17 protein-coding genes and 3 pseudogenes are annotated in these 21,232 nt (G+C 65.8%); 14 read left to right on the top strand and 6 right to left on the bottom strand.

Annotation, left to right across the window (positions count from 1 at the left end; genetic code table 11):
• The first annotated feature begins 254 nt into the window (after window positions 1-254).
• Entirely contained in the window at window positions 255-1,532 is a 1,278-nt protein-coding gene (gene tyrS / locus EET13_RS13355; RefSeq protein ID WP_122442749.1) for a tyrosine--tRNA ligase, read from the top strand.
• Here tyrS and EET13_RS13360 read toward each other — a convergent pair.
• Entirely contained in the window at window positions 1,529-2,977 is a 1,449-nt protein-coding gene (locus EET13_RS13360; RefSeq protein WP_122442750.1) for a TfuA-like protein, read from the bottom strand. The two genes, tyrS and EET13_RS13360, sit on opposite strands and share 4 nt — an antisense overlap.
• On the bottom strand, window positions 2,974-4,230 hold the full coding sequence (locus EET13_RS13365) for a YcaO-like family protein (protein ID WP_122442751.1): 1,257 nt from the start codon (window positions 4,228-4,230) through the stop codon (window positions 2,974-2,976). Before EET13_RS13365 ends, EET13_RS13360 begins: the two co-directional genes overlap by 4 nt.
• Window positions 4,231-4,732: 502 nt before the next feature.
• On the opposite strand from EET13_RS13365, the gene EET13_RS13370 reads away from it, so the two are divergent.
• The 13 genes from EET13_RS13370 (at window position 4,733) to EET13_RS13430 (ending at window position 17,923) form a co-directional block, all read left to right on the top strand.
• Window positions 4,733-5,068: a DUF732 domain-containing protein gene (locus tag EET13_RS13370; protein WP_168990771.1), complete on the top strand. Its 336-nt coding sequence runs from the start codon at window positions 4,733-4,735 to the stop codon at window positions 5,066-5,068.
• A gap of 43 nt (window positions 5,069-5,111) precedes the next feature.
• Window positions 5,112-5,891: a tetratricopeptide repeat protein gene (locus EET13_RS13375; protein ID WP_122442753.1), complete on the top strand. Its 780-nt coding sequence runs from the start codon at window positions 5,112-5,114 to the stop codon at window positions 5,889-5,891.
• Between the two features lie 7 nt (window positions 5,892-5,898).
• Entirely contained in the window at window positions 5,899-6,909 is a 1,011-nt protein-coding gene (locus EET13_RS13380; RefSeq protein ID WP_122442778.1) for an HAD-IIA family hydrolase, read from the top strand.
• A 23-nt stretch (window positions 6,910-6,932) separates the two neighbouring features.
• Entirely contained in the window at window positions 6,933-7,109 is a 177-nt protein-coding gene (locus EET13_RS13385; protein ID WP_099188375.1) for a hypothetical protein, read from the top strand.
• Window positions 7,110-7,117: 8 nt separating this feature from the next.
• Entirely contained in the window at window positions 7,118-7,927 is an 810-nt protein-coding gene (locus tag EET13_RS13390; RefSeq protein WP_122442754.1) for a TlyA family RNA methyltransferase, read from the top strand.
• The gene (locus tag EET13_RS13395; protein WP_122442755.1) at window positions 7,924-8,859 is read left to right on the top strand and encodes an NAD kinase; all 936 of its coding nucleotides are present in this window, start codon (window positions 7,924-7,926) and stop codon (window positions 8,857-8,859) included. Before EET13_RS13390 ends, EET13_RS13395 begins: the two co-directional genes overlap by 4 nt.
• A gap of 3 nt (window positions 8,860-8,862) precedes the next feature.
• Window positions 8,863-10,680, top strand: a complete 1,818-nt coding sequence (gene recN / locus EET13_RS13400; RefSeq protein WP_122442756.1) for a DNA repair protein RecN — start codon at window positions 8,863-8,865, stop codon at window positions 10,678-10,680.
• 161 nt (window positions 10,681-10,841) lie between these two features.
• Window positions 10,842-12,023: a putative cytokinetic ring protein SteA gene (gene steA, locus EET13_RS13405; protein WP_122442757.1), complete on the top strand. Its 1,182-nt coding sequence runs from the start codon at window positions 10,842-10,844 to the stop codon at window positions 12,021-12,023.
• Window positions 12,024-12,044: 21 nt separating this feature from the next.
• On the top strand, window positions 12,045-12,998 hold the full coding sequence (locus EET13_RS13410) for a copper transporter (RefSeq protein ID WP_122442758.1): 954 nt from the start codon (window positions 12,045-12,047) through the stop codon (window positions 12,996-12,998).
• Window positions 12,999-13,144: 146 nt separating this feature from the next.
• Window positions 13,145-14,917, top strand: a complete 1,773-nt coding sequence (locus tag EET13_RS13415; protein ID WP_122442779.1) for a CTP synthase — start codon at window positions 13,145-13,147, stop codon at window positions 14,915-14,917.
• Window positions 14,910-15,533, top strand: coding sequence for an NUDIX domain-containing protein (locus EET13_RS13420; RefSeq protein WP_122442759.1), 624 nt, complete (start codon window positions 14,910-14,912; stop codon window positions 15,531-15,533). Before EET13_RS13415 ends, EET13_RS13420 begins: the two co-directional genes overlap by 8 nt.
• Window positions 15,530-16,462 (top strand): site-specific tyrosine recombinase XerD, encoded by a 933-nt coding sequence (gene xerD, locus EET13_RS13425; protein WP_122442760.1) that lies wholly within the window; start codon window positions 15,530-15,532, stop codon window positions 16,460-16,462. The genes EET13_RS13420 and xerD overlap by 4 nt, the downstream gene beginning before the upstream one ends.
• A 141-nt stretch (window positions 16,463-16,603) precedes the next feature.
• Window positions 16,604-17,923 (top strand): adenylate/guanylate cyclase domain-containing protein, encoded by a 1,320-nt coding sequence (locus tag EET13_RS13430; protein WP_122442761.1) that lies wholly within the window; start codon window positions 16,604-16,606, stop codon window positions 17,921-17,923.
• Between the two features lie 829 nt (window positions 17,924-18,752).
• On the opposite strand, the gene EET13_RS29875 is transcribed toward EET13_RS13430, so the two are convergent.
• The 4 genes and pseudogenes from EET13_RS29875 to EET13_RS33100 all read right to left on the bottom strand — a co-directional run.
• A complete protein-coding gene (locus EET13_RS29875; RefSeq protein WP_136623157.1) occupies window positions 18,753-19,505 on the bottom strand; it encodes a hypothetical protein in 753 nt (250 codons plus the stop codon).
• 296 nt (window positions 19,506-19,801) lie between these two features.
• A pseudogene (locus EET13_RS13435) lies at window positions 19,802-20,130 on the bottom strand (type II toxin-antitoxin system PemK/MazF family toxin).
• Window positions 20,127-20,363, bottom strand: a pseudogene (locus EET13_RS32580) (type II toxin-antitoxin system antitoxin MazE5); the annotation flags it as partial. The pseudogenes EET13_RS32580 and EET13_RS13435, both read right to left, overlap by 4 nt.
• Before the next feature lie 238 nt (window positions 20,364-20,601).
• Window positions 20,602-21,152 (bottom strand): annotated as a pseudogene (locus EET13_RS33100) (helicase-related protein); the annotation flags it as partial.
• Window positions 21,153-21,232: the final 80 nt, after the last annotated feature.

The raw sequence follows: 21,232 nt of genomic DNA on the forward strand, positions 1-21,232 counted from the left end.
GCACACCGGCCGAGTACGCTTCGGCCTGCAGACACACCCATACCCCGGTGGCCTGCGAGATCAACTGAATCCGAATCAAACAAACCCGGCTCTAAAAACGGGTTGACTCAGTAACGGGGACTCGCCAGGAAAGTTGTCGACCGGCCCGGCGCCTGGCGGTCGATTCTTTGGGCGCACCCATGCCATGCGCACTCAGCCACGCCGAACCCCGCCCAGACGATGAGCGCCGTCCTAACCTGGAAGACTCTTCGACCATGATCCTTGACGAGTTGGCATGGCGTGGACTGATCGCGCAGTCCACCGACCTCGACGCGCTGGCCGCCGAATTGCGCCGCGGCCCGGTGACGGTATACGCCGGCTTCGATCCCACCGCCGCGAGCCTGCATGCCGGGCATCTGGTGCCGCTGCTGGCGTTGCGCCGCTTCCAGCGGGCCGGGCATCGGCCCATCGTGCTGGCCGGCGGGGCCACCGGCATGATCGGCGACCCGCGCGACGTCGGCGAGCGCACTCTCAACGACGCCGACACCGTCGCCGAATGGACCGAGCGGATCCGCGGGCAGCTGGAACGTTTCGTCGATTTTTCCGATTCTGGGGGCTCGCCGAACGGAGCCATCGTCGAGAACAACATCGAGTGGACGTCGGCGATGTCGGCCATCGAATTCCTGCGCGATGTCGGCAAGCACTTCTCCGTCAACGTGATGCTGGATCGCGATACCGTTCGGCGCCGCCTGGAGGGGGAGGGGATCTCCTACACCGAGTTCAGCTACATGTTGTTGCAGGCCAACGACTACGTCGAATTGCACCGGCGCCACGGCTGTGCGCTGCAGATCGGCGGTTCCGATCAGTGGGGCAACATCATCTCGGGGGTCCGGCTGGTGCGCCAAAAGATCGGTGCCACAGTGCATGCGCTCACTGTTCCCCTGGTGACCGCGGCCGACGGCACCAAGTTCGGCAAGTCCACCGGCGGCGGCTCCTTGTGGCTGGACCCGCAGCTGACGAGCCCCTACGCCTGGTACCAGTACTTCGTCAACACTGCCGACGCGGACGTGATCCGCTACCTGCGGTGGTTCACGTTCCTGTCGGCCGAGGAGTTGGCCGAACTGGAGCAGGCCACGGCCGAGCGGCCCCAGCAGCGGGCAGCCCAGCGACGCCTCGCCGCCGAACTCACCTCCTTGGTGCACGGCGAAGCAGCGACCGCGGCCGTCGAGCACGCCAGCCGGGCGCTTTTCGGCCAGGGCGAGCTGGGCCGGCTCGACGAGCCGACGCTGTCCACCGCGCTCCGCGAAACCACCGTCGCCGAACTGAAACCGGGTACTCCCGACGGGATCGTGGACCTGTTGGTGGCCACCGGCCTTGCTGACGGGCGGAAGGCCGCGCGGCGCACCATCGACGAAGGCGGGGTGTCGGTCAACAACATTCGCATCGAAACAGACGAATGGACGCCGCAGGGCACGGATTTCCTGCACGGCCGGTGGCTGGTGCTGCGCCGTGGCAAGCGGAATATCGCAGGTGTCGAACGGGTGGGCTCTTAGCCGCGGCCCAATCTGCCGACTTCGATGGAGGGCAATTGGTTGTCGGCTGCCGCCACCGCGAACAGCGTGGCGGCGGTGTAGAAGGCGTCCTCGGTCATCAGGCCACGTTGCGCCAGCTCGATACGGTCTACCTCGGTGCCCCAGTGGTGGGCGAAAAGACGCTTGAGTTGTCCGGGATCCGGGCGGCGCAGGTTCAAATGTGGCTTTTGGCGGGCTAATTCGTCCCGGCGCGCCAACGCCCGGGCGACCATGGCCCGCCATTCGGGAAGCCGGGGATCTTCCCGTAGCAGTTCGAGGAAGTGCCGGATGGCCGGTAGCGATCGGGCAAAAAAGAGGGTGCGGGTGATCAGCCGAGCCGAGACCGCGACCGGATCGTCACGTAGGCGCTCGTGCTCCTCGGCGGTCAGCCAGTGTTCCCTGACGTGTTCGGGAAAGCCGGACTCATCGACGATGCCGGTGGCCTGCGCATGGTGGTGGGCCACGGTCTCGAGCGCGCGTTGGTAGCTGTCGCCCGCTATCTCCGCGGCGGCCCGAGCGGCCCGGTCCCGCACACTGCCGCCGTCGTCGGGGTGCGTCGCGCTCCAGTGCCAGGCGGCGACCTGCTCCAGCGCGGGAACGTATGCCCAACGATCGCTCGCGCACACGCTCAGCAACGAAAGGACGTCAAGGTCAGCGACGCCGACCGCAGACTCGACGCCGCTGTCGGTCGTGATGGATACGGGGGTCGGCGGCGACCAGCGCTGCCGCCACCGCTCCGACCACACCGTCGGGGGTGGACCGGGCCGGACCGCGCCGCCGCCCTGGCCGCCGACGACCTGATGCAGGGCCAGGACCGCATCGGCGTGCTTGACGTCCACCCGCAGCGACTTCAATTGCGTTGCCAAAGTGCGGCTTTCCGGGACTCCGGCAGCCTCGAGCAATCGATTCCAGGTACGTTGGGTAAACGGCGTGCTGCGTGCGGTTTCGATCAGCTGATCAGCCAAAGTTGCTGATAGCAAACCCGATTCGACCGCCCGCGCGGCGGTGTGACGAATGTTGACCAGGGCATCGACAAAGACCGGGTACCCGTCCTCGGGGTCGCCATGGACCATCCCTACTTCGTCATCGGCCTCCAGCAGCCCGTCGCGATATCCCTCGAAGACCCAGCCGTAGCCTTCCATGCCGAACGGGTGCAGCTCCGCGGCGCGCAACGCTCCCATGCTCGATGAGCCGACCACCCGCACCCCGTCGTCGAGCAGGGTCAGCAGTTCCTTGTGCCGTACCGACGCGTGCTGGAAGAACAGTCCGTCGACGATGAGCAGCGTGTCGCCCGGCCGCAACCCGTATCCGAAAGCCTGACCAAACGCAATGGGCGCCACCACTTCGGCATTGGGCACCACCGCGTGGATATCGTCGGCGCTGATCGTCGGGCCCGCGGTGACGACGACCCGTGCCTTGGTTGTCATCGATGCTCCTGGAGCGGGGTGCGCATCGGCGAATGTATCGACGCCGACAGACCGGGGGCGATGACCTTGACCACGGGAACACAGGCACGGTCGAAGTCGCATACGACCGCCAGCGGCTCGACTCCCGACCGGCCGGCCACCGCAGTCGCCGCGGCGGCCAGCAGATCGACCAGCGAGTCGCTGTAGTCGACGTGCCACGGTGTGGCCGGCGCGCTGGGCATCGACTGGATGGAGCGACGAGCCGGGGCATAGGTGTGCACCCGGGCGAACCGGTGGTAAATCGCCGACGGTAGATCCTCACGAGCCCCGCTGATGGCCGTGAGACGCGATTGCGCGGCCTCGGTGATCGCCCGCGACAGCGCCACGTTGGGGTCATGGTGAAGTCCGCTGCCGCTGAACGGAATCTCGGTCATGGGCGAGGTGATTTCGGCGGCAAAGCAGTAGAACCCGTCCCAGCTGTCGATCCGGGCAACCCGCAGCTCGCTTCCGGCCCGGTGAACCATCTCGACCAGTTCGGCGCACTCCGAGCGGGCGAGGTCGTCGAGGGGCACCTCGAACAATGTTGATCCGGGCTGCGCGCTGGCCATGCCATGGCGCTCCATGACCTCGTAGAGCCCGTGCAAAGTGGCTTCGTGGTAACTGTTGCCGGAGGCCAATCCCGTGGTGTCCATCCCGAACATCGGCGGTCCCCAGCAGTCACTGACCACCACGTTGACGACGGTGGCCAGCCACGGTACAAAGGTTCGCCGGCCGGTCAGCAATGTCGTCGCGGTCATCCAGTCGAGTTTGGCGCCGGCATGGTAGAAGCTTCCTGCCGGCCGGTTGAGCTCAGCCGGGTCATAGGTCAGTTCGTGCGCGAGATCTGTTGTGCTCCTTGACAATAGGTTGGGAGTGATGTTCTCGACGTGCCAGTTTTCCAGCGATTCCATGACCGCCGAGACCTGGGCGGCACGGTAGGTGGTGGCCTTGCCCTGGCTGACCGACAAGGTCAGCGACGCGGGCCGCACGGCCTGGACGGTGGGAATTCCGAGGTCGTCCAGCCAGGTCAGGTCGGCTACGCGTGTGATCCCGGCCGGTTCCAGCGCAGGTTGAACCGCCTGCCAGGTTTGATCGGGTGAGATGATCCGGCAAGTGCCCGCCCGATGGCCAATTGTGGTGGGGTCGGCGTGACCCAAAACCCGTGCCGGCCAATGTGACCAGTCGGGGCCAGCTTTCATCAGTTGCTGGGTGCCGAGCCCGGGCAGTTCCGACATGGCTTTTCACGCTACTCAGTCGCCGGGGTTACGGAGGAAGATTACGACGGGATGCATGAGAAAGTCCCAGCGGGATCTCAGACTTGGGGGGTGGGAGGCGATGAGATCCCCGCCGAAGTTTTGGGGCTGACTGATCAGCTCTGGTTTCGGCTTGTTTCAGTTGGTTTCGTGATGCTTCGTTTTCCGCTTCGAGACCTATCCTCCGGGGCTTTGCGTCCCGCTGCTATCCCACGACTGGCTAATAACCGGGGGAAAATTGCAGTCCCCCAACGGTGGGGTCCGCTTGTCCCCCGATTGGGGGACAGAGCCGCCGCCGCTTGGGATGCGTGCCGCTGCCCGCTTTAGCGTCCGGCACGGAGTAGGTCGGCAGCGAAACGGGTTAGTGCGCAAACCTTTACCGCACCGTGTTGTGAATGTGACCGCCGCCCAGCAGTGTATTCAGCACTTATGCGGCACGTGTTCAAAACCGATCGACGAGAAAGCGGAGATGACGGCATCAGTGATGGCCCTTCGGCTGGTGGCCTTGGCTGCCGGCGTGCTTGGCATGTCCGCCACCATGGCGGCACCCACACACGCCGACATGATGGGAAATGCGTTTCTGACAGCCCTGAACAACGCCGGCATCTCCTATGGGCAACCGGCGACGGCGATGGCAATCGGCCGTTCCGTATGCCCGATGGCAGTCCAGCCGGACGGGACGTTCGACTCGGTCGTGGCGAAAATGGCTGAAAACAACGGCATGTCTCACGACGCGGCCGCCGCGTTCACCATCGTCGCGATTGCGACGTATTGCCCGGCCGTGCTCTACCCGCTGTTGCCCAATCGGCTGCAGGCATGAGACCGATTGTGAGCCGTTCTGACATGCCCGTAACCTCTAGCGGGTGGTCGACGACACGCATGACCGCAGCGGAAAGCGACGTCCGCGACCGCCGTCGGGTGGCGCGCCGCGGCGTAGTTCCCGGCCGCGGCCGGCACCATCGGATGCAATCCGCGAGCCCCGGGACGGGCCGGTCATCCCCCCGGGCGTGGACGCCAGGCAGCTGGCGCCTGAGATCCGGCGTGAGCTGAGCACCCTGGACCGTGCCACCGCCGATGCCGTGGCGCGGCACCTGGTGGCTGCCGGCGAGCTGCTCGACGAGGATCCCGAGGCCGCTCTGAGCCACGCGCGCGCCGCCCGCGCGCGCTCCAGCAGAATCGCCGTCGTTCGCGAGGCTGTCGGGATCGCTGCCTACCGCTGCGGGGATTGGGCCCAGGCACTGGCCGAATTGCGCGCCGCGCGGCGGATGGGTAGCCGGTCCTCGCTGCTGGCTCTGATCGCCGACTGCGAACGCGGTCTCGGCCGTCCGCTGCGGGCCATAGAACTTGCGCGCGGACCCGAGGCGGCTCAACTCAGCGGCGACGACGCCGATGAGCTACGAATCGTCGCCGCCGGCGCGCGTGCCGATCTCGGGCAGCTGGAGCAGGCCCTGACGGTGTTGTCGACGCCCCAGCTCGACCCGGCCCGGACTGGCTCGACGGCTGCGCGACTGTTTTACGCCTATGCCGAGACACTGTTGTCGCTCGGGCGTCGCGATGAAGCGCTGCACTGGTTCCTGCGCGCGGCGGACGCTGACCTCGACGGCATCACCGATGCCGAAGACCGGGTCGCCGAGCTGGGTTGAGCATCAGGTGAAAACTCTTGCGCAGCACTATGACTGCCTGCTGATCGACTTGGACGGGACCGTTTTTCGGGGGCGGCAGGCCACCGAAGGCGCCGTCGAATCGTTGGCCGAGGTGACCGGCCGCAAACTCTTCGTCACCAACAATGCGTCGCGCAGCGCCGAGGAAGTGGCGACGCATCTGCGTGAGCTCGGCTTCCAAGCCACCGGCACCGACGTGGTCACCAGCGCGCAGAGTGCCGCGCGCGTGCTGGCCGACCAGCTCCCGCCGGGTTCACCGGTGCTGATCGTCGGCACCGACGCACTGGCCGATGAGGTCGCCGCGGTGGGGCTGCGTGCGGTGCGCCGCTGGGACGACCAGCCGGTCGCCGTGGTGCAGGGTCTTTCAACGACCGTCGGCTGGCCGGAACTGGCCGAGGCCGCGCTGGCCATCCGCGCCGGTGCGCTGTGGGTAGCGGCCAATGTCGATCCCACCTTGCCCACCGAGCGCGGCCTGCTGCCGGGCAATGGGTCGCTGGTGGCGGCGCTGCGAACGGCCACCGGTGCCGAGCCGCAAGTGGCCGGCAAGCCGGGTCCGCAATTGATGGCCGACGCGGTGGCCCGCGGCGAGTGCCGGACACCGCTGGTAATCGGTGACCGGCTCGACACCGACATCGAGGGCGCCAACGCCGCGGGACTGCCGAGCCTAATGGTGCTCAGTGGCGTCAACAGCGCACGCGACGCGGTGTTCGCCCAACCGCGCCAGCGCCCCACCTACCTGGGCCGCGATCTGCGCTGCCTGCATCAGGACGGCGATCTGCTGGTGATCGGGTCACAGCCTGGCTGGCGGGTCGATGTCACCGACGCGGCGCTCACAGTCAGCGCCGTCGGCGACACGGATGGGGACGACCTATCGGTGGTACGCGCCGTCGCGCGAGCGGTCTGGGACGCGCATTCGGACGGGCGGCCCGTGCGTATCGAGGCCGGCGACCAGGCGGCCCGCGACGCATTGCGCCGCTGGTCCCTGGAGCACGGCGACTAAGCGGCAACTAGCGTAGGAGTGCCATGACTATTGATCCTGATCAGATTCGTTCGGAAATAGAGGCCCTGGTGGCCCAGCTGCCGGACGTCGCCGACGCCGAGAACGGGCCGTCTCTTGCCGAACTGGAGGACATCGCGCGCCGTCTGTCGGAAGCCCACGACGTGTTGTTGCGGGCACTGGAGTCCGCGGAGAAAGGCTGAGTGCAACGGTGGCACGGCGTGCCCGCGTTGACGTCGAGCTGGTGCGACGCGGCCTTGCGCGATCCCGTCACCAGGCTGCCGAATTGATCGAGGCCGGCAAGGTGCGCATCGACGGCCTGCCGGTGGTCAAGCCCGCCACCGCCGTGGCGGTCACCGCGGCGTTGACCGTCGCGGTCGACGGCACCCGCAGCTGGGTGTCTCGGGGAGCCCACAAACTTATCGGCGCGCTAGAGGCCTTCGCGCTTCCCGTCGAAGGCCGGCGCTGCCTGGATGCAGGCGCGTCGACTGGAGGGTTCACCGAGGTGCTGCTGGACCGCGGCGCCGCCCAAGTGGTTGCCGCCGATGTTGGCTACGGCCAGCTGGCGTGGTCGCTGCGCCGCGACCCGCGAGTGGTCGTCGTCGAGCGGACCAACGTCCGTGACCTGTCGCTCGAGGCGATCGGCGGGCGCGTCGACCTCATCGTGGCTGACTTGTCGTTCATCTCGCTGGGCACCGTGTTGCCCGCGCTGATTGACTGTGCGTCATCTGGCGCCGATATCGTTCCCCTGGTGAAGCCACAGTTCGAGGTGGGCAAGGGGCAGGTCGGTTCCGGCGGGGTGGTGCAGGACCCCCGGTTACGCGCGGATGCGGTCCTGACTGTGTCGCGGCGCGCCCAGGAGCTGGGCTGGTACACCGTCGGCGTCACCGCGAGCCCGCTTCCGGGGCCGGCGGGCAACGTCGAATACTTCCTGTGGTTGCGTGCGCAGACCGATCGCTGCCTGGCGGGTGACCAACTGGCGGCCGCAGTGCAGCGGGTGGTCGAGGAGGGGCCGCAGTGACTTCGCAGCAGAGCAGCGAACGCACCGTTTTGCTGGTGGTGCACACCGGACGCGACGAGGCGACCGAGACCGCGCGTCGCGTCGAGAAAGTATTGGGCGACAACAATATTGGGCTGCGAGTGCTTTCCGCCGAGGCGGTCAACCGCGGATCGTTACGCCTGGCTCCCGACGACATGCGAGCCCGCGGCGTCCAGATCGAGGTGGTGAATGCCGACCCGCATGCCGCCGACGGCTGTGAGTTGGTGTTGGTGCTCGGCGGTGACGGCACCTTCCTGCGTGCGGCCGAGCTGGCCCGCAACGCCAGCATCCCGGTGCTGGGTGTCAACCTGGGCCGGATCGGGTTCTTGGCCGAAGCCGAGGCCGAGGCCATAGACCTGGTGCTCGAGCATGTGGTGGCACGCGACTACCGGGTGGAAGACCGGCTGACCCTCGACGTGGTGGTACGAGACGGTGGCCGCATCATCGCCCAAGGGTGGGCGCTCAACGAAGCGAGCCTGGAAAAAGGCCCACGGCTCGGCGTCCTGGGAGTGGTCATCGAAATCGACGGCCGTCCGGTATCGGCTTTCGGCTGCGACGGGGTGCTGGTCTCGACGCCGACCGGATCCACCGCCTACGCGTTCTCCGCAGGCGGCCCCGTGCTGTGGCCGGATCTCGAAGCGATCTTGGTGGTACCCAACAATGCTCACGCGTTGTTCGGCCGGCCGATGGTCACCAGTCCTGATGCCAACATCGCGATCGAGATAGAGGCTGACGGTCACGACGCCCTGGTGTTCTGCGACGGCCGCCGCGAAATGCTGATCCCTGCCGGCGGACGACTCGAGGTGACCCGCTGTGAAACACCGGTCAAATGGGCACGGTTGGACAGCGCGCCGTTCACCGACCGCCTGGTGACCAAGTTCCGGTTACCGGTGACCGGCTGGCGTGGGAAGTAACTGGTGCTGACCGAGCTACGAATCGAGTCGCTGGGCGCCATCAGCACCGCGACCGCCGAGTTCGATCGTGGGCTGACGGTACTCACCGGCGAGACCGGCACCGGCAAAACCATGGTGGTCACCGGGTTGCAGCTCTTGGGCGGTGCCCGGGCCGACCCGGCCCGGGTGCGCTCCGGGGCTGACCGTGCCGTGGTCGAAGGCCGTTTCACCACAACCGATCTCGACGATGCCACCGCCGCCCGGCTCGACGAGATTCTGGATGCGTCCGGGGCGCAGCGCGACGAGGACGACAGCGTGATCGCACTGCGCACGGTCAGCGGCACCGGACCGTCGCGCGCTTACCTCGGCGGGCGCAGTGTGCCCGTCAAGTCGCTCAGCGGTTTCACCGACGAGATCCTCGCCCTGCATGGGCAAAACGACCAATTGCGGTTGATGCGATCCGACGAGCAACGCGGCGCGCTGGACCGCTTCGCGTCCAGCGGCCCCGCGGTGGAGCGCTACCGTAAGCTGCGCGACGCATGGCTGTCGGCGCGGCGCGACCTCACTGACCGGCGTAACCGGGCGCGCGAACTGGCCCAGGAAGCCGACCGGCTGCAGTTCGCATTGCAGGAGATCGGCACCGTCGACCCACAGCCGGGCGAGGACGAGTCGCTGGTGGCCGACATCGTGCGGCTCTCCGAGCTGGACACCCTGCGCGAGGCCGCGTCGGTGGCGCGCGTGGCGCTGGCCGGCGTGTCCGACGATACGTTCGGCATCAGCGCGACCGAGTGCCTGGCGCGCGCCAAGGCAGCCCTGGAGTCGACCGACGACATTGCGCTGCGGGCGCTGGCCGAACAGATCGGCCAGGCACTGGCGGTGGCTGTCGATGCGGCCGGGGAACTCGGCAACTATGTGGACGAGCTGCCCGCCGATGCGAGCGCACTGGACGCCAAACTGGCCCGTCAGGCTCAACTGCGCACCCTGACGCGCAAGTACGCCGCCGACGTCAACGGGGTACTGCGGTGGGCGCAGGAGTCCCAGGACCGCCTGGCCCGGCTCGACGTGTCCGAGGAGGGCCTGGCGGCGCTGGAACGCCGCGCCGAGCAGCTGGAGCGCGAATTAGCCCAAGCGGCAATCGATCTGAGCAAGATACGGCGCAAAGCGGCCAAGAAGCTGGCCACCGCGGTCACGGCGGAGTTGTCCGGCCTGGCGATGGCCGACGCGGAATTCACCATCGGTGTGAACACCGACGTGGCCGAGGGCGACGATCCCGCCGTGTTGACGTTGCCGTCGGGTGAGCGGGCCCGCGCCGGAGCCGACGGCATCGACCTGGTCGAGTTCGGTTTCGCCGCGCACCGCGGGATGAGCGCGCTGCCGCTGGCCAAGAGCGCATCCGGCGGTGAGTTGTCCCGGGTGATGCTGGCGATCGAGGTCGTGCTGGCCACCTCGGGAAAACAGGCAGCCGGCACCACGATGGTGTTCGACGAGGTCGACGCCGGGGTCGGCGGCAGGGCAGCCGTCCAGATCGGGCGACGCCTGGCGAAGCTGGCGCAAACCCACCAGGTCATCGTGGTCACGCATTTACCTCAGGTGGCTGCCTACGCCGACGTGCATCTGATGGTGTATAGCACCGGGCGCAGCGGTGCCAGCGGGGTGCGGCGCCTGGACACCGACGACCGGGTGGCCGAGCTGGCCCGGATGCTGGCCGGCCTCGGTGAGTCGGACAGCGGCCGGGCGCATGCCCGGGAGTTGCTTGACGCCGCGCAGAACGACGCCGCGCAGAACGATGCCGCGCAGAACGACGCCGCGCAGAACGACGCCGCACACAACGACAGGGTCTAGCCTCCCAACGTCGACGTCTTGTTGCCGTCTGGTCGCGATTGGCCAACAACTCGGCGCCTTGCGGCCTCGTGTGTGACAGTTGTGACTCTGTATAACTTATGGGGCTGGTGTTACGGCGCGCCTCCCCGCCCCGGCCATGCTTCCCCGACAGAATCGCCCCCATGAAGATGTCAGCACTTCTGTCTCGTAACACCGCCCGGCCAGGTCTGGTCGGTACCGCCCGCGTCGACCGGAACATCGACCGCCTGCTGCGCAGGGTCTGTCCCGGCGACATCGTGGTGCTCGACATTCTCGATCTGGACCGCATCACCGCGGACGCGCTGGTGGAAGCTGACGTTGCCGCCGTCGTCAATGCATCGTCGTCGGTTTCGGGCCGCTATCCCAACCTGGGACCGGAGGTATTGGTCAACAACGGCGTCACCCTGATCGACGAGACCGGACCCGAGGTCTTCAAGAAGGTCAAAGATGGCTCGAAGATTCGTGTGCATGAAGGGGGCGTGTATTCCGGCGACCGCCGGCTGATTCGCGGCACCGAACGCACCGACCACGATATTGCCGACCTGATGCGGGAGGCCAAGAGCGGCCTTGCGGCGCACCTGGAGGCGTTCGCCGGCAACACAATTGAGTTCATCAGAAGTGAAAGCCCGTTGCTGATCGACGGCATCGGCATCCCTGATATCGACGTCGACATGCGCCGCCGGCACGTGGTGATCGTCGGTGAAGAGCCGGGAGCCGCCGATGATGTCAAGGCGCTCAAGCCCTTCGTCAAGGAGTACCAGCCGGTGCTCGTCGGCGTCGGGACCGGTGCCGATGTGTTGCGCAAGGCCGGGTATCGTCCGCAGCTCATCGTGGGCGACCCCGACCAGATCAGCACCGAGGTGCTCAAGTGCGGTGCCCAGGTGGTGTTGCCCGCCGACGCCGACGGCCATGCGCCCGGGCTGGAGCGGATCCAGGACCTCGGTGTCGGGGCGATGACGTTCCCTGCCGCCGGTTCGGCAATCGATCTGGCCTTGCTGCTCGCCGACCACCATGGTGCCGCACTGCTGGTCACCGCCGGGCACACCGCAAACATCGAGACCTTCTTCGACCGGACGCGGGCCCAAAGCAACCCGTCGACCTTCCTCACCAGGCTGCGGGTGGGGGAGAAGCTGGTGGACGCCAAGGCCGTCGCCACCTTGTACCGCAACCATATTTCGGCTGGAGCGATCGCGCTGTTGGCGTTGACGATGCTGATCGCCATCATCGTTGTCCTGTGGGTTTCCCGCGCCGACGGTGTGGTGCTGCACTGGATCGTCGACTACTGGAACCGCTTCTCCCTGTGGGTGCAGAACTTGGTGACCTAACGCTTCGAGGACGGTGCCTTCATGATCTCGTTACGCCAACATGCGATTTCGCTGGCTGCCGTCTTCCTGGCGCTGGCAATCGGAGTCGTGCTCGGTTCGGGCTTCTTCTCCGATACGCTGCTGTCCAGCCTGCGTAACGAGAAGCGGGACCTGGCCGCCCAGATCAGCGGACTCAACGACCAGCGCAATGCGCTTAACGAAAAACTCAGTGCCGCAAATACTTTCGATACTCAGGTGCTCGGTCGGATCGTGCACGACGCGTTGGCCGGCAAGACGGTGGTGATCTTTCGAACCCCGGATGCCAAGGACGACGACGTCGCCATGGTGTCGAAGATCGTCGGACAGGCCGGTGGTTCGGTCACCGGCACCGTGTCGTTGACCCAGGAGTTCGTCGAAGCCAATTCGGCGGAAAAGCTGCGTTCGGTGGTGAACTCGTCGATCCTGCCTGCCGGTACGCAGCTGAGCACCAAGCTCGTCGACCAAGGTTCCCAGGCCGGTGACCTGCTCGGGATCGCCATGCTGAGCCCCGTCAACCCGGCCAACCCGCCGGCGCCACCGGTCGACGACGCCCAGCGCGACACCGTGTTCGCGGCGCTGCGCGAGACCGGCTTCATCACCTACCAGCCCGCCGACCACTTCGGAGTGGCAAACACGGGCATCGTCATCACCGGCGGAGGTCTGCCCGCAGATGCCGGCAACCAGGGGGTCAGCGTGGCGCGGTTCGCCGCTGCGCTGGCGCCGCACGGTTCTGGCATCGTGCTCGCCGGCCGGGATGGCTCATCGACCGGCAGCGCGGCCGTCGCAGTCACCCGCGCCGACGCCGGCATGGCCGCCACCGTTAGCACCGTCGACGACGTCGACGCCGCGCCGGGCCGCATCACGGCGATCCTGGCCTTGCACGACTTGATCAACGGCGGTCACCCGGCCCACTACGGCACCGGTCACGGGGCCACGTCGGTGACGGTTCCCCAGTAGGCCCCGGCAGTCCCCGGTTAAGCCGGTCGGGCGTGTTCGCCACGACGCGGCGCCGTGGGTGTTAGGGTGGGATTCCGTGGGTCGGCAGGCCCAGCTAGGTGAGGCTAGAAAGGCAAGCCCTGCCCGTCTTCACGGAGGTCGCCCAGTTGCGCAAGCATCCGCAAGCTGTCACCAAGCATCTCTTCGTCAGCGGCGGGGTCGCATCCTCCCTCGGCAAGGGATTGACGGCAAGTAGCCTCGGCCAGCTGCTGACCGCCCGCGGGTTGCAGGTCACGATGCAAAAGCTCGATCCGTACCTCAATGTCGACCCGGGCACCATGAACCCGTTCCAGCATGGCGAGGTCTTTGTCACCGAGGACGGCGCCGAGACCGATCTCGACGTCGGCCACTACGAGCGTTTCCTTGATCGTGATCTGTCCGGCTCGGCGAATGTCACTACTGGACAGGTGTATTCAACCGTGATCGCCAAAGAGCGCCGCGGCGAATACCTTGGTGACACCGTCCAGGTCATCCCTCATATCACCGACGAGATCAAACGCCGCATCATGGCGATGGCCGAACCCACTGCGCAGGGGCGCCGCCCGGACGTGGTCATCACCGAAATCGGCGGCACCGTGGGCGATATCGAGTCACAGCCGTTCCTGGAGGCGGCGCGTCAGGTTCGCCACGACCTGGGCCGGGAGAACGTCTTCTTTCTGCACGTGTCGCTGGTGCCTTACCTGGCCCCGTCGGGTGAGCTCAAGACCAAGCCGACTCAGCACTCGGTGGCCGCACTGCGCAGCATCGGTATCACTCCGGACGCGTTGATCCTGCGATGCGACCGCGAGGTTCCCGAAGCACTGAAAAACAAGATCGCCCTGATGTGTGACGTCGACGTCGACGGCGTGATTTCCACTCCGGACGCACCCTCGATCTACGACATCCCCAAGGTGTTGCACCGCGAGGAACTGGATGCGTTCGTCGTCCGCCGGCTCAACCTGCCGTTCCGCGACGTCGACTGGACCGAATGGGACGACTTGTTGCGCAGAGTGCACGAACCGCACGAGTCGGTCCGAATTGCGTTGGTAGGCAAGTATGTTGAGCTATCCGATGCGTATCTGTCGGTGATCGAGGCATTGCGTGCGGGTGGGTTCAAGCACCGCGCCAAAGTCGAGATCCTCTGGGTGGGTTCCGACGATTGCCAGACCGATGGCGGGGTCGCGGCGGCGCTGGGAGATGTCCATGGAGTGCTGATTCCGGGCGGGTTCGGCATCCGCGGCATCGAGGGCAAGATCGCTGCCATCTCGTATGCCCGGATGCGGGGCTTACCGGTGTTGGGGCTGTGTCTGGGCCTGCAGTGCATCGTGATCGACGCCGCTCGTTCGGTTGGTCTGAGCCAGGCGAATTCGGCCGAATTCGAACCTGACACCCCCGATCCCGTGATCTCCACGATGGCCGACCAGCAACACGTCGTGGCCGGCGAGGCGGATCTGGGCGGCACCATGCGCCTGGGTGCCTATGCGGCGGTCCTGGAAGCGGATTCCATTGTGGCGCAGGCATATCAATCGACCCACGTGTCCGAGCGACACCGGCACCGCTACGAGGTCAACAATGCCTACCGGGATCGGATCGCCCGAAGCGGCCTCCGGTTTTCCGGGACCTCGCCCGACGGTCATTTGGTCGAGTTCGTCGAGTACCCGCGTGACCAGCACCCGTTCCTGGTCGGCACCCAGGCGCATCCCGAGTTGAAGAGCCGGCCCACCCGCCCGCATCCGCTGTTCGTTGCATTCGTCAAGGCTGCTATCGACTACAAGGGCGGTGAGCTGCTGCCCGTCGACATCCCCGAGATGTCCGAGCCCGCATCGAACGGAAACGACCGGCGAAACGACCATCGAGACGGCGTCGCGCAGCCGCTACCTGAGCCCGCGACTCGTGGCTGAGCACGACTTCGAGACGGTATCGTCCGAAATCCTGCACACCGGGGCTATTTTCGCGCTGCGCCGGGACCGGGTACGAATGCCTGGTGACACCACCGCCATCCGAGAAGTCGTCGAGCATTACGGTGCGGTCGGCGTCGTCGCCGTCGACGACGACGGCAACATCCCGTTGGTCTATCAGTACCGCCACCCGTTCGGCCGGCGGTTGTGGGAGCTGCCGGCCGGATTGCTGGATGCCTTTGGGGAGCCGGCACATCTCACTGCCGCGCGCGAGTTGCAGGAAGAGGCCGGTTTGCGGGCCGCTACCTGGCAGGTACTCGTGGACCTCGACTCCACACCGGGCTTCAGCGACGAATCGGTGCGGGTCTATCTGGCCACCGGGCTCAGCGAGGCGGAGCAGCCCGTGGCGCACCACGAAGAAGCCGACATGACGGTGCAGTGGTTTGCCCTCGAGGAGGCCGCGCGGAAGGTGTTCAGCGGCGAGATCGTCAATGCCATTGCGGTAGCGGGGATTTTGGCCGCGCAGGCGGTAACCGGTGGACTGGCCCAGCCGCGTCCGGTGGACAGCCCCTGGCTCGACAAACCCACGTCGTTCGTGGCGCGGAAGAACGCGCGGTGACGCTAGAAGCACAACTGCAGGGCTACCTTGACCATCTGGCGATCGAACGCGGTGTGGCGGCCAACACCCTGAGTTCCTACCGGCGAGACCTGCGCCGCTACACCAAGCACCTCGAAGACCGGGGGATCACCGATCTGGCCGGCGTCGGCGAGGACGACGTCAGCGACTTTCTGGTGGCACTGCGGCGCGGCGATCCCGACTCGGGGGCGACGGCGCTGTCTGAGGTGTCGGCGGCCCGGGCGCTGATCGCGGTGCGCGGACTGCATCGGTTCGCCGCTGCCGAAGGCCTGGCCGAGCTCGATGTGGCACGCGCGGTCCGGCCGCCGACGCCGGGCCGGCGGCTGCCCAAGAGTCTGACGGTCGACCAGGTGCTGGCTCTGCTGGCAGGCGCGGGCGGCGACAATCCGGCCGACGGGCCGCTGACCTTGCGCAACCGGGCACTGCTGGAACTGCTGTATTCGACCGGGTCCCGCATCTCCGAAGCCGTGGGTCTCGACGTCGACGACGTCGACACCCACGCCCGGTCGGTGTTGTTGCGCGGCAAGGGAGGTAAACAACGGCTGGTTCCGGTGGGACGGCCGGCGGTGCACGCGCTGGACGCTTACCTGGTGCGCGGGCGCCCGGATTTGGCCCGCCGCGGCCGCGGCACGGCCGCGATCTTTCTCAATTCCCGCGGCGGCCGGTTGTCACGGCAAAGCGCATGGCAGGTGCTGCAGGATGCGGCTGAGCGCGCCGGCATCACCGCGGGCGTGTCGCCGCACATGCTGCGACATTCGTTCGCCACCCACCTGCTCGAGGGCGGTGCCGATGTCCGGGTGGTGCAGGAACTGTTGGGGCACGCCTCGGTGACCACGACGCAGATCTACACCCTGGTCACCGTTCACGCGTTGCGAGAGGTGTGGGCCGGAGCGCATCCGCGGGCGACTTGACCGGTGCCATTGGGGCGACGGCTGTTCGCGCTTGTCCCAACACCGTTGGCGCAATGGTGGGTGCGGCTGCGCGAAGAACACTTACGTTCGGCTGGTCGCATGACAGGCGAAATTCGAGGCCGACAGATTTAGACTGCTGCGGTGTTCTCGGAGACGCGCTACGCCCTGAACGGTGACTTGCGCGTCGCCTATCGCACGTCGGAGGCGGGTGAACGCGACATTGTGTTCGTCCCGAATTGGTTTTTTTGCTGCGAGGTGCTGCCGGAACTGCCGTCCCTTCAGGGGTGGGTCGAGGCGATGACATCACTTGGCCGACTGATCTTCTTCGACCAGCCGGGCACGGGAGTGTCCGATCCGGTCACTGCCGGCGCGCGGCCGACGTTGGAGCAATGGGCCGACAGCATCACCGCCGTGTTGGACGATCTCGGCAGTCACGAAGCGGTCCTGGTCGCGGTCGGCGGCGGGTTGGCAACCGCGGCGTTGTTCGCGGCGACACATCCGTCTCGCACCACCGCGCTGGTCGCGCTCGAGGTCTTCGCGGACCAGATGGCTGAACGCCGCGATGGGCGCACGTCGACGCAACTGTTTGATGCCGCGGTCGCGGTGTGGGGAACCGGGCTGACGCAGCATGCGCATAATCCGGACATGCCCTGGAACGAGGAGATCCGGGCTACCTGGGCACGAGAGGAGCGGTTGGCGGCCAGCCCGGCAACCGTGGCTCTCATGATGCCGCTGTTGTCTGAATTGGACGTGCGGGCGGTGCTGCCCACAATCCGGGTGCCCACCCTCGTCGTCCAGCACACCGACGACGCGACCATCCCGCGCGCGGCGGGCAAGTACGTGGCCGACCGCATTCCGGGCGCGAAATATGTTGAGCTGCCGGGGCGCAACATGTACCACTTCGTTGAACCGTGGCGTGCGTCGTTTCAGGAGATCTCCGAATTCCTCACCGGGCATCGGGCGCAGGTGCCGGATGACCGGATTCTGGCCACGGTACTGTTCACCGACATTGTGGACTCGACACGGTGTGCGGCGCAGCTTGGTGACCGGGATTGGCGTGCGGTGCTCGATGCCCACGACGCCGTCGTCCGCTCGCAACTGGCCCGGTTTCGGGGCCGCGAGGTGAACACGTCCGGCGACGGCTTCCTGGCGATGTTTGACGGCCCGCAGCGAGCGATCCGCTGCGCCATGGCAATTCGTGACGCGGTGCAGACGCTCGGCATTAAGGTCCGCGCCGGGCTGCACACCGGCGAATGCGAAGTCCGCGGCGATGACATCGGCGGGATCGCCGTGCATATCGGGGCCCGGGTGTGCGCCCTGGCCGGACCGAGCGAGGTGCTCGTGTCCAGCACACTGCACGATCTGGTCATCGGGTCAGGACTGCTTTTTGTAGAACGCGGCGCGCATCAACTCAAGGGTGTGCCCGGGGAGTGGCGTCTGTTCGCCGTCGTCTCCGCCTGAATCGCCGACCGTCAGAAGGGTGGGGGTTCTTGCACGCCGATCGCGGCTGCCAATGCACCTCCGCGCAGCTCGCCCGGTTCGCCCACGAGCCAATCTCGCCCGTTCGGTCGGCCGCACCGCAGTATGATGGCGACATACTCGATCTGAGCCTCGTTGCGGCACAGCGATAGGCTGTTCTAACTGTCGGCGACGTCTGTCGACTTCTACCGCAGTGCGTGCTGTCGTTCTGCGCCAGGTGGCCAAGGAGTCGCAACGATTTCACTGGTGGTGCGGCGGCAGCAGTCGCTTCGAGTAGTGGCCGGATGCCGTATGCCCGCTCAATGATGGCCCAGCATCGGAAGTCCTAGCGCTGCAAATGTGCTCGGCGCACGCAACTGTGCGCTGCGCAACCTTGTCGCCGTGGTTCTGCCGGCAATGGCGCTTCGTCGCCGGTGGGGTCGTCGGTGATCGACGAGCTGGTGCGCGAGGGTGAGCGATTCCGGTGTTTTCAGCGCCGGGGCCAGGGTCACTTCGTAACCACCGCGTCCACCGCGGAACTCAAGATCGGCCGAACATGGCGGTCGACGCGGCTACCAAGAGCGCCGTGCGCACTGTCATGGAAGGCTGCCAGGAGTCGACGGACGGCGCGGTCAGGTCACTTCGGAGGCCGAACCAGCAGTAACGACGGCGGCATGGCTTTCGCTCCGCGGGCCGCGCCACGACCGCGATGCGGTGGTCATTGATGCGGCAGTTCTCCCTCCACGATCTGCCGTTTCGTTAACAACGGATCCGAGGACAGGTCCAGTCCAACATGCCCCGCGTTTGTCTTCCCGGCGGGCTTTTACCGAAACTATTTATTGTAATTTTTTCGTGCTTCAATCCGTCTGTATACCTCAGCCATCCTCTCAGCTAAGGTTGACTGAAATGCATCCTCTCCCTCATCATTTAGCCTCAGATTATCTGACGGTTCGTCCTCTATCACCACAACTCTGTCTACAATGCCATTTTTGCGTGCTTCAATTCGCTCGTATACCTCGGCCATTCTCTCGGCTAATGTATTCTGAAATTCAGCTTCACTCCGATCATTCATGTTCGAGGTGTATTGCGCTTGTGGATCTATCACCACTACCCAATCCTCGTCATTATCAATCGGGTCTATGGGAGTAACCGGAATCGTCGCAGCAGCGGTGCCCGTTACGTCCAGCCAGTCGCCCATTATGTCGTTGTCACTGATGTTGGAGGCTCTCGGCGATATTTGTAGCGCAGCCCCACTTCCCTCGGAGTCGACGCCCTGGTTGCTTGAGCCGGAGGAAGCGGAGACATTGTTGTTTTCGCAGCTGTCGAGTTTGAAGCCGTCATGAGAGGTCAGGGCGATGGCGAGTCTGCCAACACCGATATGCCGGGCGCCGGTACCCAGCTGCAGGGTGGTGCTGGTGTCGCTTATGGCCGCAGCGCCACTGGTCAGCGCTAACGCTCCTAACACCGCACTCGCGATTCCTTTGCGTCGCAATGGTTTATCGTCGCGAAGCTGCTCGTGAGGTAAGCCAGAATCGATCACGCTGGCTTTGGGTTGAGGTGCCGGATCGGAGGCGGCTCTAGTCATGTGTCGTGGCCCTTTCGGTGATAGCCGACCCAGTAACGGTGGTCGATTGAAATCGGCATGGCATTAAGACAGCAAATGCTTCGCAAATTGTGAGGGTAAACATTGGCGCGGTGAGCGGTCAGCTCATCGGGTTCCCTATGCCGCAAGCTGGCACCGGTAGGCCGTACCCTCGCCGCGGGGGAGCCGGGCATCAGAGTAGATGCGGCAGCTGACAACGCCTATCCCCCAACCGTCTATATCGAGTTCCACCGATCGGTGGACCTCGTGTCAGGGCCGTCGACAAGATTGCTGGTGCGTCATCGACAGCGGCCGACCGCGACCTCGGGAGCCGCGCAACTCGCCCGCATCCGGGCGTCGGCGCGTCGGCCAAGCCGATTCACCAACGCTCCCATACAGACACTGTCAACTAAATCCGGATTCACCGCCGAACGGAGCGGGATCGGGTCGGAACCCGGTTCAAGGCCAACCTCGCTGGCCCGCCCGCCAATGGTCGTGGTGCACGGTGCGACGAGTGCCCGTCGAAGCCGAGGGATCGCCGCATCGCGCGACAGCACACCGGCAGACGCCGGACGATCTCGGCCATCTCACACCACCACCGCTCTCCGCGTGCCGAAAGTGCGCTCACGATTCTCCAGGCGTTCGCCGCCACGACGCAAGGTCGCCCCGCTCGTCGGGCTCATCAAGCGGGTGCTTGCCGTAGGCTACATAACTCGCATCCACCTCGGCCGATCGATGGCGAGCACGTAATTCCCGAAAGCCTCCGATGAGAGCTGCGTCGGCAATTCCTGGCCACACGTCGCGTGCCGTCCTAAGCAGCCCAGTGTCGACCGTAGTGCTCAGACGTATGCGGTTCAGGCCATCAAATGCCGCGTTCAGGGCAAACTTTCGTGCACGGTCAAGTAAAGGGACCTGGTGTAGGACGTCGTCGTGATTCTACGACGTGGTGATTCAGGCGGTCGGCGCCGCTGGGGTTGCCTCATGTTCTGGCTGGACGTCGTGGTAACCGCTAGGGCGCCAGATGCACTCGGTCATGGCGCGCAGGTACAACGACAGCGCCCAAACTTCTGACTGTGAATAACGGCCAAGTGCCCCGACCTCAGGTGAGCAGTCCGCGGATGTCATCGGCCGTCAGCGCGGAGACGAAGGCGTTGCCGTCATCGATCAAGCTGGCAAAGAGCTTGGCTTTGCGCGCATTTGAGTGCGATGACCTTGTCCTCAATGGTGTCGCGGCAATGAGCCTGTACACCATAACATTGCGGTTCTGGCCGATGCGGTGGGCACGGTCGATGGCCTGGGTTTCGTGGCCGGTTCCACCACGGGTCGAGCAGGAAGCAGTTAGGCGGCCTCGGCGAGGTTCAACCCGAAACCGCCGGCCTTGAGACTAATCAGGAAAACCGGCACAGTCCCTTCCTAGAAGCGCTGAATCACCTTGGGAAGGTTGCGGGTTCGCCCATCAAGATAGCAGTAGTCGATGCCCTGGGTGCCGAGGCGAGCTCGCACCTGGCCACTGGATGTCGTCGAGCAAGCCGAGCACCTCTGGCGTTCGCGTTGCAGCCGCTTGTCGTAGAGCGAGTGGTGTCTGGGTGGCAGCTCGATATCGAGCAATTGCTCTTGCTTGGCGGGCAGCTCGGCGGCCACCAGTTCCTTGGGTACGACGCTTGACGAGTGCGCGGTGGTGGTGTAGGCGCGACCACGGTTACCGCGAACGCTCCCGGTGAGACTGTCGT

Origin of the sequence: Mycobacterium attenuatum (assembly GCF_900566085.1) — a bacterium.
Classification (GTDB): domain Bacteria; phylum Actinomycetota; class Actinomycetes; order Mycobacteriales; family Mycobacteriaceae; genus Mycobacterium; species Mycobacterium attenuatum.